This is a genomic window from Clostridium disporicum (genome assembly GCF_001405015.1).
Taxonomy (GTDB): Bacteria; Bacillota; Clostridia; order Clostridiales; family Clostridiaceae; genus Clostridium; species Clostridium disporicum_B.
Map to the genome: position 1 here is coordinate 1 of NZ_CYZX01000027.1, position 15,881 is coordinate 15,881.

At 30.1% G+C, this 15,881-nt stretch carries 13 protein-coding genes and 1 pseudogene; 12 read left to right on the top strand and 2 right to left on the bottom strand.

Features of this window, described 5'->3' with window-relative positions:
* Positions 1 to 145: 145 nt before the first annotated feature.
* The 6 genes and pseudogenes from ARA56_RS16980 to ARA56_RS14690 form a co-directional block, all read left to right on the top strand.
* Positions 146 to 268: pseudogene (locus tag ARA56_RS16980) on the top strand (ABC transporter permease); the annotation flags it as partial.
* A complete protein-coding gene (locus ARA56_RS14670) occupies positions 261 to 1,127 on the top strand; it encodes an ABC transporter permease (protein WP_055268011.1) in 867 nt (288 codons plus the stop codon). The pseudogene ARA56_RS16980 and the gene ARA56_RS14670, both read left to right, overlap by 8 nt.
* A gap of 76 nt (positions 1,128 to 1,203) precedes the next feature.
* A complete protein-coding gene (locus tag ARA56_RS14675) occupies positions 1,204 to 2,145 on the top strand; it encodes an ABC transporter ATP-binding protein (RefSeq protein WP_055268013.1) in 942 nt (313 codons plus the stop codon).
* Positions 2,135 to 2,764, top strand: a complete 630-nt coding sequence (locus ARA56_RS14680; protein WP_055268015.1) for an ABC transporter ATP-binding protein — start codon at positions 2,135 to 2,137, stop codon at positions 2,762 to 2,764. The genes ARA56_RS14675 and ARA56_RS14680 overlap by 11 nt, the downstream gene beginning before the upstream one ends.
* A gap of 259 nt (positions 2,765 to 3,023) precedes the next feature.
* Positions 3,024 to 5,549: a glycyl radical protein gene (locus ARA56_RS14685; RefSeq protein WP_055268017.1), complete on the top strand. Its 2,526-nt coding sequence runs from the start codon at positions 3,024 to 3,026 to the stop codon at positions 5,547 to 5,549.
* A gap of 16 nt (positions 5,550 to 5,565) precedes the next feature.
* Positions 5,566 to 6,351 (top strand): glycyl-radical enzyme activating protein, encoded by a 786-nt coding sequence (locus ARA56_RS14690; RefSeq protein ID WP_055268019.1) that lies wholly within the window; start codon positions 5,566 to 5,568, stop codon positions 6,349 to 6,351.
* Between the two features lie 147 nt (positions 6,352 to 6,498).
* Here ARA56_RS14690 and ARA56_RS14695 read toward each other — a convergent pair whose 3' ends face one another.
* Complete coding sequence (locus ARA56_RS14695; RefSeq protein ID WP_055268021.1) at positions 6,499 to 7,209, bottom strand: DUF434 domain-containing protein; 711 nt, start codon at positions 7,207 to 7,209, stop codon at positions 6,499 to 6,501.
* 431 nt (positions 7,210 to 7,640) lie between these two features.
* Between ARA56_RS14695 and ARA56_RS14700 the strand changes: the two genes are divergently transcribed.
* From ARA56_RS14700 to ARA56_RS14725, 6 genes are all read left to right on the top strand, one after another.
* Complete coding sequence (locus tag ARA56_RS14700; RefSeq protein WP_055268023.1) at positions 7,641 to 9,323, top strand: peptide ABC transporter substrate-binding protein; 1,683 nt, start codon at positions 7,641 to 7,643, stop codon at positions 9,321 to 9,323.
* A gap of 69 nt (positions 9,324 to 9,392) precedes the next feature.
* The gene (locus tag ARA56_RS14705; protein ID WP_055268025.1) at positions 9,393 to 10,334 is read left to right on the top strand and encodes an ABC transporter permease; all 942 of its coding nucleotides are present in this window, start codon (positions 9,393 to 9,395) and stop codon (positions 10,332 to 10,334) included.
* Complete coding sequence (opp3C, locus tag ARA56_RS14710; protein ID WP_055268027.1) at positions 10,327 to 11,394, top strand: oligopeptide ABC transporter permease; 1,068 nt, start codon at positions 10,327 to 10,329, stop codon at positions 11,392 to 11,394. The genes ARA56_RS14705 and opp3C overlap by 8 nt, the downstream gene beginning before the upstream one ends.
* Before the next feature lie 13 nt (positions 11,395 to 11,407).
* Positions 11,408 to 12,505 (top strand): ABC transporter ATP-binding protein, encoded by a 1,098-nt coding sequence (locus tag ARA56_RS14715; RefSeq protein WP_055268029.1) that lies wholly within the window; start codon positions 11,408 to 11,410, stop codon positions 12,503 to 12,505.
* Entirely contained in the window at positions 12,474 to 13,403 is a 930-nt protein-coding gene (locus tag ARA56_RS14720) for an ABC transporter ATP-binding protein (protein ID WP_055268031.1), read from the top strand. The genes ARA56_RS14715 and ARA56_RS14720 overlap by 32 nt, the downstream gene beginning before the upstream one ends.
* A gap of 258 nt (positions 13,404 to 13,661) precedes the next feature.
* Positions 13,662 to 14,312 carry a DUF305 domain-containing protein gene (locus ARA56_RS14725; RefSeq protein WP_055268033.1) on the top strand — a complete coding sequence of 217 codons (651 nt, stop codon included), beginning with the start codon at positions 13,662 to 13,664 and terminating at the stop codon, positions 14,310 to 14,312.
* Between the two features lie 212 nt (positions 14,313 to 14,524).
* Here the strand turns inward: ARA56_RS14725 and ARA56_RS14730 are convergent, their stop codons facing one another.
* Positions 14,525 to 15,346 carry a nitroreductase family protein gene (locus tag ARA56_RS14730; protein ID WP_055268035.1) on the bottom strand — a complete coding sequence of 274 codons (822 nt, stop codon included), beginning with the start codon at positions 15,344 to 15,346 and terminating at the stop codon, positions 14,525 to 14,527.
* Between the last annotated feature and the right edge of the window lie 535 nt (positions 15,347 to 15,881).

Below are 15,881 nucleotides of genomic sequence, written 5' to 3' on the forward strand. Positions count from 1 at the left end.
TTTTTAAATATATTGAAGGTTGGTATAACAGAAAAAGGCTACACTCTTCTATTAATTACATGACTCCAGATCAATGTGAATTATTAGCTAGAAGTGCAGCATAAAAAAGTTTGACTTTTTGTGTCCAAAATATTGACATAAGACCATTCCACTATTACTTGGGATTGCAATATTTAGTGCTATATTTGTATTTGCAGGTAATTTAATTGCGAATATATTATATGGAATTTTAGACCCAAGGTTAAAAGAGGAGGGATATCATGCTTAAAAATCCTTCAGTTAATTTAGGAAAAAAAAGAATACAAATATTTTCTAATAGAAGAAAAAGGATAGTATTTTATATAACTATTTCAGTGATTTACTTAGTAACAATTTTGATTGTAGGTTTAATAATGAATCCAGATAAATATGCTGTAGATTACTCTGCAAAATTTATTAGCCCTTCTTTAGGACATCTATTTGGTACAGATTTTATGGGAAGAGATATGTTTTGGAGATGTATTAAGGGATTATCTAATAGTATATTAATCGGTATTTTTGCCTCTGTAGTAAGTTCATTTATCGCACTTGTATTTGGTGTTTCATCTGCAATTATAGGTGGATGGTATGATAGATTTATTAACTGGTGTGTAGATCTTTGCATGGGAATTCCACATCTAATTTTATTAATATTAATATCATTTATGCTTGGAAGAGGAGCTGTAGGAGTTACTGTAGCTGTTTCATTAACTCATTGGACAGGATTGACTAGACTTGTTAGAGCTGAGGTATTACAGGTTCGCTCTGCACAATATGTACAAGCAGCTTATAAGATGGGAAAAAGTAAATTTCAAGTAGCAATAAGTCATATTATACCTCATGTTCTTCCAGTATATTTAATTGGAGTTGTTCTATTATTTCCACATGCTATTATGCATGAAGCATCTATAACATTTTTAGGGTTTGGGCTTCCAGCTGAAGTTCCAGCAATTGGTGTAATATTATCAGAAGCTATGAAACATATTGCAACAGGAAAGTGGTGGCTTGCATTATTCCCAGGGCTTATGTTATTGAGTGTTGTATTACTATTTGATGTAATTGGCGAAAATCTTAAACAATTAATAAATCCGAATAGTGGTAATGAATAATTTTCAAAATTGATAATTAAGAGATGGTGGTAATTTTCTTAATTATGATAAATATTAGTTTAATAAGGAGGAAGGTATGAGGAATAATGCAAAGAGTGTATATGATGAATTTGCATTAGAAGTAAATAATTTATCAGTAGCTTTTAATATGTATGATAAAGGTTTAAATAAAAATGATTTAGAAGTTATTCATGAATTAAGTATAAATGTAAAAAAGGGAGAAATAGTAGCGGTTGTGGGGTCAAGCGGTTCGGGAAAAAGTCTTCTTGCCCATGCAATAATGGGAATACTTCCAGGCAATTCAAATATAAAAAGTGATATAAAGTTTTACGGAGAAAATTTAACAGAGAAAAAGTTAAAAAAGCTTAGAGGAAAAGATATATCTTTTATACCACAATCCGTAGAATTTTTAGATCCATTAATGAAGATTGGAAAGCAAGTTATCGGAATTAATGGAAGTGAAAAAAAACGAAAAGAAATATTTAAAAGATATGATTTAGAAGATAATGTTGCAGACAAATACCCATTTCAACTATCGGGGGGAATGGCTAGGAGAGTATTAATAGCAACAGCTGTAATGAATGATGCAAAGTTAATTATAGCAGATGAACCAACTCCAGGTTTAAATATAGAACTAGCAATGGATACTTTGAAGCATTTTAGAGATATTGCAGATAATGGATGTGGTATTCTTTTAATTACTCATGATGTGGATTTAGCGTTAAATGTAGCTGATAGAATAGCTGTCTTTTATTCAGGAACAATAGTTGAAATAGCAAAAGTAGATGATTTTATAAAAGGGAAAGATGCATTGAGACATCCATATAGTAAGGCATTCATAGATGCTTTACCACAAAATAAGTTTAAATCTATACCAGGATTTCAACCATATGCAGGAAATTTACCAACAGGGTGTCTATTTGGAGATAGATGTCATATGAGAACTGAAGAATGCAATAAAAATATTGAAATGAGAAAATTAAGAGGCGGAGAGGTGAGATGTATTAATGCTACTTGAAGTTAAAAATGTAAGTTATCGTTACAATAAAAGTTCTCCTTGGATACTTGAAGATGTTAGCTTTACTATAGATTCAAAGGAAAGAGTTGCATTAGTTGGTCCATCAGGATATGGAAAAAGTACCTTAGCTAAAATAATATCTGGATATATAAAGCCAGAAAAGGGGGAAATTCTATGGGATGGTAAGCCACTTCCGAAGAATGTATATTGCCCAATTCAAATGATTTATCAACATCCTGAAAAGTCAGTTAATCCAAGATGGAAAATGGCAAAAATATTAAATGAAGCATGGGAAGTTGATAATAATATTTTGCAAGAGATGGGTATAGAAAAGTCTTGGTTTAATAGATGGCCAAATGAATTGTCCGGTGGAGAGTTACAAAGATTTTGTATAGCAAGAGTATTAGGACCAGAAACAAAATTTTTAGTTTGTGATGAGATAAGTACTATGCTTGATGTTATAACTCAAGCTCAAATATGGAATTTTCTTTTAAAAACTTCGCAAGAGAATGAATTGGGGATGCTTGTAGTTACACATAACATTGAATTAGCCAATAGAGTGTGTGATAGAATTATAGAATTACCTAAATTAAATAAAAAAGAAGAAATAGCAGTGTAAGAAGAAAGAGGAGTAAAAAAATATTTTTTAATATTAACTATGGTCGAATTAAATGCAAAAAATAATATAGGCAAATAAAAATCTCGCAGAAATGTGAGGTTTTTATTTTTGTTATACCCAAAAAGATACAACATAAACAAAGATAAAACAACAATAATTAGTGTAAAAATATTGAAAAAATTCTAAAAAAGAGTATATTAATATGTATAGGTATAAATTGAAATTAAAGAAAAGGGTAATATACAAATGGGAGGATAACATGAGTCAAAGTATTTATGAAATAAATAAAAGTCCAAGAATACAAAAACTTGTAGATAAGTTATTCGAGAAGTTGCCAGAGATAGAATCAGATAGAGCTGTACTTTTAACAGAGTCGTATAAAGAAACTGAAGGCCAACCTATAATAGTTAGAAGAGCCAAGGCATTTTCTCATATATTAAAAAATATTCCTATAACTATTCGTGAAGATGAATTGATTGTAGGAAGCGCTACTAAATTCCCAAGAAGCTGTCAGGTGTTCCCTGAGTTTTCTTATGAATGGTTAGAAAAAGAATTTGACACTGTTGAGACTAGAAGTGCAGATCCTTTTTACATATCTGAAGATAATAAAGAGATATTAAGAGAAGTTTATAAGTATTGGAAAGGTAAGACTACTAGTGAATTAGCAACATCATATATGGCTGATGAAACTATAAGAGCAATGGAACATAACATATTTACTCCAGGAAATTATTATTACAATGGAGTTGGACATGTTACAGTAAAGTATGAAAAGGTTTTAGAAGTAGGATATGAAGGAATTATAAAAGAGGTAAAAGAGGAACTTTCTAAATGTAATGTGGCAGATGAAAATTATGCTAAGAGGAGTCACTTCTTAAAATCTGTTATAGAAAGTTGTGAAGCGGTAATAGATTATGCTAATCGTTATGCTGAATTAGCTCTTAATATGGCTAAAGAATGTAAAGATAATAATAGAAAAGTAGAGCTATTACAAATAGCATCAAACTGTGCAAGAGTTCCAGCAAAAGGAGCAAGAAGCTTTTATGAAGCATGCCAATCTTTTTGGTTTGTGCAAATGTTACTTCAAGTAGAGTCTAGTGGACATTCTATATCTCCAGGTAGATTTGACCAATATATGTATCCATATTATAAGGCAGATTTAGATGCAGGAAAAATAACTAAAGAGTTTGCCCAAGAATTAATGGATTGTATATGGGTAAAATTAAATGATTTAAATAAAGTAAGAGATGCTGGTTCAGCAGAAGGTTTTGCAGGTTATGGTTTATTCCAAAACTTGATAGTTGGAGGACAAGATGCAGGAGGTATTGATGTAACTAATGATTTATCTTTTATGGCAATTGAAGCATCAATGCACGTAATGCTACCTCAACCATCATTATCAGTTAGAGTATGGAATGGAAGTCCTCATGAATTATTAATAAAAGCAGCTAAATTAACTCGTACAGGAATTGGATTACCTGCATATTACAATGATGAAGTTATAATTCCATCATTACTTAATCGTGGACTTACTTTAGCAGATGCTAGAGAATATAACATAATAGGTTGTGTTGAGCCTCAAAAGGCTGGAAAGACAGATGGATGGCATGATGCGGCGTTCTTTAATATGTGTAGACCATTGGAGTTAGTATTTAGTAATGGTTATGATAAAGGAGAGCTTGTTGGAGTTGAAACTGGTGATGTAACTAAGATGAATACATTTGAAGAGTTTTATGATGCTTATAAAAAGCAAATGAAATATTGTATAGAATTATTAGTTAATGCAGACAATTCTATAGATATGGCTCATATGGAAAGGTGTCCATTACCTTATTTATCATCAATGGTTGATGATTGTATAAGTAGAGGAAAGAGCGTTCAAGAAGGTGGAGCAATATATAACTTTACAGGGCCTCAAGGGTTTGGTATTGCAAATATGGCAGACTCTTTATATGCAATTAAAAAATTAGTTTTTGATGAAAAGAAGGTAACATTAGCTGAGTATAAGGATGCACTTGAAAATAATTATGGACGAGGTATATCTTTAGAAAGAGTTGAAGAGCTAACAAGAGAAGTTATTAAGGAATTAGAGAATGATGGACATGCTATAAATGCAGAGGTAGTTGCACAAGTATCAGCTACAATTGCATTAGATAGTTTAGATAATTCTAAGAAAGCTAAATATGATAAATTACTAGAAATGATTGAAGCTGTTCCTAAGTTCGGAAATGATATTAAGGAAGTAGACCAATTTGCTAGAGATGTAGCTTATGTATATACTAAACCTTTAGAAAATTATAAAAATCCAAGAGGAGGTCAATACCAAGCTGGACTTTATCCAGTTTCAGCTAATGTACCTCTAGGAGCACAAACAGGTGCAACTCCAGATGGAAGACTAGCTTATACCCCAGTGGCAGATGGTGTATCACCTTCAGCTGGTAAAGATGTTAATGGACCTACAGCAGCAGCTAATTCTGTAGCTAGACTTGACCATGGAATAGCATCTAATGGAACGTTATTTAATCAAAAATTCCATCCATCAGTTTTAGCAGGAAGAACTGGACTTGAGGCTTTTGTTAACTTTATTAGAGGATATTTTGACCAAAAGGGAAGTCATATTCAATTTAATGTAGTAAGTAGAGAAACATTAATTGAAGCTCAAAAATATCCAGAAAAATATAAGACTTTAGTAGTTCGTGTTGCTGGATATAGTGCATTGTTTACGTCACTATCTAGGTCATTACAAGATGACATAATTAACCGTACAGAACAAAGAGGTTTCTAGAAGGGTGAGATAAAATATGAGTAATTTAGATGTAAAGGGAAGAATTTTTGATATACAAAAGTTCTCAATACATGATGGGCCAGGAATCAGAACAATAGTATTTTTAAAAGGATGTATTTTAAGGTGTCAATGGTGCTGTAATCCAGAATCTCAAAGATTTGATATTGAAAATATGATTGTAGCTGGAAAGAATAAGATTATAGGACAGGATGTAACTGTAAGAGAGGTATTAGAAAAAATAAAGCAAGACAGAGCATATTATAAACGTTCTGGTGGAGGGATAGCTTTATCAGGAGGAGAGTGTATGTGTCAGCCTGAATTTGCAAAAGCTTTACTTCACGAGTGTAATGAGATTGGAATTTCTACTGCAATAGAAACCACAGCAGCAGTAGACTCTGATATAGTAAAATATATAATTCCAGAAGTTGATACTATTCTGATGGATATTAAGCATACTAATTCAGAAAAGCATAAGAAGTTTACTGGAAGAGATAATAAGATTATTTTAGAAAATGCTAAAATAATTGCAGAGTCAGACTCTGATTTAATTATAAGAGTTCCTGTAATTCCAACATTCAATCATACTAAGGAAGAAATAAGAGATATTGCAAGATTTGCAAAAACATTAAAAGGAGTAACAAGATTACATCTACTTCCTTATCATCGAATGGGTCAAGATAAATACACAGGATTAGATAGAAATTATATACTTGATGGAGTGGAAACTTTAAGTAGTGACTATATGGATATGCTTTTAGAAGTAGTATTAAACGAAGGTCTTAGAGGACAAATTGGGGGATAGGCTCTAGTTAATAAATTAATAGTTAAAATATAAAGTCAGCATAGAGATATGAGATTATATTTATGTAATCATATCAATTATGCTGACTTATTTGTTTAAATTAAAATAGTAAAAATATATTTAATAATTAAGATATAGTTATAGAAATCATATTAAAGAAATTATATTTGCATCTTGTATATACTTATCTATTATTGTTTTGCTTAAGTTAAAATGGCTGATACATTTATCAAGAATAGTAGCATCGCTTGTAACTACGTTATTTAATTTTTCTAAAATAACGTCAGCATTATTTACTAATTCTACACTTGTATTAAGATTATATTTTTCAGCATATTCAAAGATTTTAATTTTAAGATTTCCTGAATTAGAGACAGGGGAATCTAAATATATATTAATGCTTTCAATATCTATAGAATTTAAGAAATTAAATATATAGTCTAAAGCTATATCAGTTTTATCAATAAGCTTATAAGTGCCTCTAAGTCCAGCTAAATCTCTTACTAATCCATCATCACCTGTTATTAAGGTCCCTCCGGATAATGCAACTTCTAAATTAATTATTAAGTTAAATCCATCTATATTAAGAGATTGTCCTTTTATATCATTAATACTAATTTCTTTAGATTTTCTCAGTAGTTCATTTGCAGAACTACAAGTAGCACGTTTTAAAGCATCTCTTTGCCTAGTAGAAAATTGATATCTACTTCCAACAAAGTTTATTATAGATTCAAGTTTATAATCTCTATCAAGTAGCCACTTTATTTCTTCGTGAGCTTTTCGTAGTCTAATAATTTCTTTTTCAGAAAACCATCTTTTATCATTTAAATCAAAACCTCTTTTTGATATTTTACTCAAATTAAATTCACCAACTTACAATAATTAATTATATAGTTGTAGTGTATACATAAAACTGATTAAGAATGTAAAAATATCAATATTCAAAATAGAAAGTAAGAAATAATATAAAGATGATAATATCAGTATTCATTAAAATATTGTGGAATAATATATCAGTTATTTAAAGGATTTATAAAGTTTTAGGATTAATTTACGAAAATTATACAAATGTGTCTTGGAAAACGTTTGTATTAAAAGTATTAAGTAAATTATTAAAAAAATAATGTAATACGAAAATCATTGATAGATTAAAAAAACCTAATGGAAATTATTGACAAATATTAAATAAACTCATTATAATAATATATAATAAACAACGGGGTTAAGACTTAAACAAAAGACTATAACCTCGTTTTGTTTTTTATAAAAATTAATAAGGGGGCAAAAGGATGAAAAAGATTAAACAATTATTATCCTTGGTACTTGTTTCTGCATTGTCATTGGGGCTGATATCATGTGGAAATAGTAGTACATCATCAGGCGGAACTTCATCTGGAGATTCTAATCAATCAGCATCTACAGATGGAGCTGCTAGCCAAAGTAGTGATAGTTTAAAGGTTCATATCGATGTTGAAGTAGCATCAATGGACCCACAAATTGCAACAGATGGAACTTCATTTGAAGTTTTAGCTGCAGTAACTGAAGGGTTATTCTCTGTAGATGAAGCAGGGTCACCTATTAAGGCGTTAGCAGACACTGTTGAAAAGAGTGAAGATGGATTAAAGTATACAATTACTTTAAAAGATGCAAAATGGACAAATGGAACCCCTGTAACTGCAAATGATTTTGTATTTGCATGGAAGCGTCTTGTAGATCCTAATGTTGCAAGTGAATATGCATTTATAGTAGGAATTGCAGGTATAAAAAATGCTGATGCAATTGCATCTGGAGAAATGGACTTAGACGAATTAGGAGTTGTGGCTAAAGATGATAAGACTTTAGAAATTGAATTGGATACTCCAGTTCCATTCTTTGAAAGCTTAATGTCTTTCCCTTCATTTTTACCAGTAAATGAAGAGTTCTTTAATCAATGTGGTGATAGTTTTGCTACAAGTCCAGATACTATTCTTTGTAATGGACCATTTAAAGTTACTTCATATGAACCGGCAGCAACAACAATAGAGTTAGTTAAAAATGAAGACTATTGGGATGCTGATGCAGTTAGTCTTTCTGGTATTAAATATCAAGTAATTAAGGATGCACAACAAACTATGCTTGCTTACCAAAACGGAGATTTAGATGTAGCTACACTTTCTGGTGAACAAGTAGAGCAATTCCAAGGAGACTCTGAGTTTAACAACATAATGGCTGGATACCTTTGGTATATATCTCCTAACCAAACTGTCGCTGGATTAGAAAATGAAAATTTAAGAAAAGCATTAGCTATGTCTTTTGATAAGGATGCGATAGTAAATAATATATTAAAAGATGGTTCTATAGTAGCAGATTTTGCAGTACCAACATTATTAGCAACAGGACCAGATGGTAAGGACTTTAGAGACGGAACTCCTACTTATCTTTCTTGTGATAAAGTAAAAGCTTTAGAATATTTTGAAAAGGCTAAAGAAGAATTAGGTAAAGATTCATTTACTTATACAATGATAGTTGAAGATACAGAATCAGCTCAAAATGTAGCACAATTTATTCAAGCAGAAATTCAAACTACACTTCCAGGTGTTACTATAAATCTTGAAGTTATGCCTAAGAAGAACAGAGTTGAAAGAATGCAAGAAGGTACATTTGAATTAGGATTAACTAGATGGGGACCTGACTATGCAGACCCAATGACTTACTTAGATATGTGGACTACAGATAGTGCTAACAACTATGGTTTCTGGTCAAATCCAGATTATGATGCAGTAATTCAATCAGCTAAAAAAGGTGAATTAGCATTAGATGTTGAAAAGAGATGGGAAGCACTTAAAGAAGCTGAAGCTGTAGTAATGGATGAAGCAGTTATATTCCCAGTTTACCAAAAAGGTAATGCTGTAATGATTAAGAGTAATGTTTCAGGAATTGAGTTCCACTCAGTAGGTATTAATAGAGTATTTAAGAATGCTACTAAAAATTAAGATGTATTAACAAATGTTACAGTGGTCTAAGTTTAGCCACTGTAATATTGTTTAAAGGAGGCAAACACGATGAAAAAATATTTGTTTAAGAGAATATGTATCGCGGTGTTAACTCTATTAGCCATCCTTTTAGTATTATTTTTAATGCTAGAATTTATGCCAGGCTCTCCATTTAATGATGAAAAATTAACAGCAGATCAAATAGCTATATTAAATGCGAAATATGGATTAGATCAGCCTATATATATAAGATTTTTCAATTATGTGAAGAACATGATTACTGGTGACTTTGGAGTTTCATACACAATAGCTAAAAATACACCTATATCAACTTTACTTAAAACAAGATTGCCTATTTCTCTAAAAATAGGAGGACAAGCAGTTCTTTTAGGAACTATAGTAGGATTGATTTTAGGTATAACAGCAGCACTAAATCATAATAAAATTTGGGATACAATAACAACAATAATCTCAGTTTTAGGTGTTAGCTTACCATCATATGTATTTGCTTTAGCACTTTCATATTCTTTAGGATTTAAATTAAAATGGTTTCCACTTCTTTATTCTACCGGAACACCATTTAAATCTTCTATATTACCGACAATTGCTTTATGTATGTTTACAGTAGCTACAATAGCTAGATTTACAAGGACAGAGATGCTAGAGGTAATAGATTCAGATTATATACTTTTAGCTGAAAGTAAGGGGATAAAAGGAGCAAAATTAATAATTAGACATGAATTAAGAAATGCATTAATTCCAATAATAACAGTTTTAGCACCACTTGTTGTAGGTCTTATGACAGGTAGTTTAGTTATAGAGAAGATATTTTCTATTCCTGGAATAGGAAGCCTTTTAGTTACAGCTATACAATCAAATGATTATAACGTAATTATGGCTTTAGCATTTATTTATAGTGCAATGTATATAGGAATAATGCTTATAGTTGATATATTATACGGAGTAATTGACCCAAGAATAAGATTAGCAAAGGAGGATAACCATGAGTAATGTAGTTGCAAGAGATATAGAATTAGATTTTTTAGACGATGATTTTGAATTAGTTGGTTCAGAAAATGTAGCTACTATTGATACTACCTATGCTAGTCAACCTTATTGGAAAGATGTATTGAGTAGATTTGTTAAAAATAAAGGTGCAATAATCGGACTAATATGTATAGTTTTAATAATATTTATGGCTGTAATTGGAGTTGGATTAAATGAACATACTTATGACTCTCAAATAATAGCTCATCAAAATTTAGCACCAAGAATTCCAGGGTTAGAGAAGTTGGGGATATTTGATGGTAGTGAAAAGATGACAACATCATCAGGGGTAGTAGAAGTTAATAAATATGTATCAGCAAATGGTAGTGTTACAGGACTTGAAGATACTTATTACTGGTTTGGAACTGATGTTTTAGGTAGAGATATATTTACTAGGACATGGATGGGGACAAGGATATCTTTATATATAGCATTAGTTGCAGTTTTAATAGATATGCTTTTTGGTTTGAGTTATGGACTTATTTCAGGTTATTTTGGTGGAGCTATTGATAATGCAATGCAAAGATTTGCTGAAATATTAAATGGGATACCTAATCTTGTAATAGTTACTTTGCTTATAATTGTACTAAAGCCTGGACTTTTAACAATTACATTTTCTCTTATGATTACGGGATGGATTGGTATGAGTCGTATAGCTAGAGCACAAGTTTTAAAATTAAAAGAGCAAGAATTTATATTAGCGTCAAGAACTTTAGGAGCAAGAAATTTCTTTATAATTTTTAAAGAGATATTACCTAATATTTTTGGTCAAATAATTACAAATACAATGTTCTCAATTCCAAATGCAATATTTACAGAAGCATTTTTAGCATTTATAGGACTTGGAGTTCCAGCACCTATGGCATCTTTAGGTTCACTTATAAGTGAAGCATTTAAGTCATTTACAACACATCCTTATATGATAATACCACCAGTAGTAGTTTTAGCACTATTAATGCTTAGCTTTAATATGCTAGCAGATGGACTTCGTGATGCTTTCGACCCTAAGATGAAGGAAATGTAGGAGGTGGATGTAGATGAGAGAAAAAGTATTAGAAATTAGAGATTTATCCATATCTTTTACAACATCACAAGGTAAGGTAAATGCAATTAGAGGAGTAGAGCTTGATTTATATAGAGGTGAAACATTAGCTATAGTAGGTGAAAGTGGCAGTGGTAAGTCAGTTACAATGAAATCTGTTATGGGCATATTAAGCAATAATGGAGAAATAAATTCTGGTACTGTTAATTTTACTTATTATAGGGATGATGAAAAAATAGATGTAGATTTATTAAAACTATCTAAAAAAGAAATGAGAGATAGAATTAATGGGAAGAGGGTAGCGATGATATTCCAAGACCCTATGACATCTCTAAACCCTACGATGACAATCGGAAAACAAATAATGGAGGGAATGATTTATCACTATAAAAAGTCTAAGAAGGAAGCTTATGATAGAGCTGTAGAGCTATTAAAGCTTGTTGGGATAAATGATGCTGAAAAGCGTATGAAAAACTACCCTCATCAGCTTTCAGGAGGAATGAGACAAAGAGTTGTTATAGCTATAGCACTTGCTTGTAACCCAGACCTTTTAATATGTGATGAGCCAACAACAGCTTTAGACGTTACTATTCAAGCTAAAATATTAGAGCTTATAAAAGATATTCAAAGAAAGATGAATCTATCAGTAATATATATAACTCACGATTTAGGAGTTGTGGCAAAGGTTGCAGATTATGTAGCAGTAATGTATGCAGGTAAAATAGTTGAAAAAGGTAAGGTAGATGAAATATTTTATGAGCCGAAGCACCCATACACTTGGGGACTTTTATCAGCAATGCCTGATTTAGATACAGATGACAATAAGCTGTACACAATACCAGGAAGTCCACCGAATCTTTTAATGCCTGTTAAAGGTGATGCTTTTGCACCAAGAAATATGTATGCATTAAAAATAGACTATAGATTAGAGCCTCCAATGTTTAAAGTTTCAGACACTCATTATGCAGCAACTTGGTTGCTTCACGAAAAAGCACCAAAAATAGATATGCCAGAAGAGCTTAAGTTAAAGATAGATAGAATGTTAAAGGAGGCGGACATGTATGGAAGAGAAGAAGCCTTTGCTAAAGGTTGAAAATTTAAAGCAGTATTTTAAAGTAAATAAAAAGTTTATGGTAAGAGCTGTTAATGGAGTTTCCTTTAATATTTATCAAGGAGAGACTTATGGACTTGTTGGTGAATCAGGAAGTGGTAAGTCTACTATTGGAAGGTCTATTATTCGTTTATATAATCCTACAGGAGGAAAGATAACCTTTGATGGAGTTGATGTAACAGGAAAACTCTCTAAAAAAGAAGAGAAGCATCTTAGGACAAACATGCAGATGATTTTCCAAGACCCTATGGCATGTTTAAACCCTCGTAAGAAGGTTTTAGATATAATAGCTCAAGGTCTAGACATTCATGGATTATGTAAAGATAAAAAAGAAAGAGAAGAAAAAGTATATAAAATATTAGAAAAAGTAGGATTATCAAGAGAGCACGCAAGTAGATATCCACATCAATTTTCAGGAGGACAAAGACAGCGTATAGGAATAGCAAGAGCTCTTATTATGAATCCAAAACTTATAATTGCAGATGAAGCTATAAGTGCATTAGATGTATCAATTCAAGCTCAAGTTGTAAACCTAATGAAGGATATACAAGAAGAAACAAATATAGCATTTTTATTTATAGCTCATGATTTATCAATGGTTAAATATATCTCCGATAGAATTGGTGTTTTACATTTAGGAAATCTATTAGAAACAGGAACTACAGAAGAGATATTTTCAAATCCAATACATCCATATACAAAATCTTTAATATCAGCTATTCCACATCCTAATCCTATAGTAGAAAAAGTGAGAATAGCAGAAGAGTATTGTTATGAGACTAGTGGAATAGATTATAGTAAAGGTAAAGAACAACATGTAGGAGGAACTCATTACGTTCTTGCTACCGATGAAGAATTTAAAAGTTGGGTAAGTAATTGAAGATAGTTTTGTTTTATTATGCTAACAGATACCTCCTTAATAATATATAGCTACCTTAAAACAGTTAAACAATAGTTATTTTAATAAAAATTTTATTGTTAAAATTGTTTTAAGGTAGCATTTTTTTTTGGAAATTTTTTGTAATTTTGCTATAACATAATAATTTGATGATTAGCAGGGAAATATATTTAGTGTTTAGTAATATCAGTAGTATTTTTATGAAAAAAAATAAATTGTTATATTATAGGAGGCACTATTATGAAAAAGTATTTATTAGTTCTTTTATTATTTACTAGTTTTATGGTTAAACCAGTATATGCTTTAGAAAAGACAGAAGTTAACAATGGTTATGTTATGGAAGAAAGTAAGTATAGTGAGTTTGATAATGAATCTGAAAGAATAATAAAGAGAATGGAAAAAACTATGCAGGTATTACCTATTACTGAAAACATTGATTATAATTTTATTAATGAGATGATAGCATTACATACTGAAGAAATACAGCTTTCTACTATTATTCAAGGATATACTGATAATCCTGAAGTACTTGAATATGCAAATGATTTATTATCAGCTGAAAATGGTGAATTAAGAGAAATGAGAATCATAAAAAAAGATTTAGCTAAAGATATGAATAAACCTACTAAAGGAAACGAGGCATACGTTAAAGAGTTCAATAGTTTACTTAAAGGTAGATTTAATAATTTATATGCTTATGAAAGATATGAAGATCCAGCTAAGAATTATTTAAATATAATGAATTTAAATAATGAAGCAGATATAGCGTTAGCAAATACTTACTTAAAATATTCCGATAATGAAGTAGTTAAGAAAGTAGCTGAAAATATTATAAATGTTAAGAAAGAACAAATAAGTAAGGCTAAAGAATTATTAGCAGGAATTAAATAATATTAAAATACCATATATTCATACAATTTAAAATGTACCCTATATAGTTAATCATAATAATTTTATGGGGTAATGCAATAAAAAAGATGATTTATGTATTGAACATGAATCATCTTCTTTTATTAGGATATTCTTTTTCAATTTTATGATTATAAATTAAAATAAATAGCAATTATGATAGATAAGTCGGCATATTATACCGACTTATAGTGCTATATCCAATTAATATTGGCAGTTTTTCTTGGGGCAGTTCTTTGATATTTAACATCAGGGTATCCAATTACTAAACATGAAATTATTAATTTACTATCTTTTATTCCAAGTAAATCTAGTATTTCTTTATTATCTTGAGCAGCAATTTGTAAGAAGCCACTAAAGAAGGTTCCAAGACCTAATGCATCAGTCATAAGTTCCATATTTGAACATGCTAAACCACCATTTAGTGGATTTGGTGAAGTAACAAATATTGAAAGAGGAGCATTAAAGAATAGTCTATCATTTTTTATTGGGTCCTTCTTGAATTCATTATAACTATATAGCCACATATTAGCATATCTCTTAAGGTGTTCTGTTTCAGGGGTTAAATTTGCCAATATATATTCACCTTTTCTTTTTAAGCTTTCATAAGCTAATTCTTTAAGTTTATTTAGTTTTTCAGTAACTACTATATAAGAAACGTCTTGGCTATTAGTTGCAGTTTGAGTATATCTTCCAGCTTCGATAATTTTCATTATCTTTTCCTTTTCAACTTCTTTATTTTTAAATCTTCTAACGCTTCTTCTGAATTTAATAAAGTTTAAGAGATTATCAGCGTCTACAGAAAAGGTTTCTTTGTCATAAGGTATTACCTCGTTCATGTTATAATCATCTGTTGAAACAGCATCTACGGGACATATTGCTATACAGTGTCCACATTTAATACAACCTTCATTATTAATATCTGCTTTTCCATCTTTTAATGAAATTACACGAGCAGGGCAATCCTTAATACATTGCATACAAGCTATACACTTGTGTCTATCTACTTTAAACATTTGAAAACACTCCTTTGATTTTATTATGTGCCTATTAAATTGATAGTCAGCGAGAAAATATATTTAGTGTGTAGTAATATTAAAAGTATTTTGTGCAAATAATTAAATTATTATGTTAAATTAGGTATGATTATGAAAAAATTCTTATTAGTTATTCTGCTAATAAGAATTTAATTTAATCTATGGTAACTATTAATAAAGTTAATAATATCTCTATTATTTCTTAAGATAATAGTCTTTTCTTTATAATAAATTAAATAGGTTGAAAAAGTTGATATTATGATAAAGATTTTTCAAAAAAGTTATAAATATGTATAGAAAAATAAAAAAATAATTCTTTAGATTCCAAAAATATTTATTTTATTTTTATATTAATTATAATTTCTCTTGTAGAGATAGATAAAGAAAAATTATTTTATTAAAGGTAAACAGCACATACTAATAAATATTTTTGATATAATTCCTCAAAATATTTATATATAAGATAATTTCTTTATCTATCAATTGTAATAATTAGTAATGGAAGGGATAGATA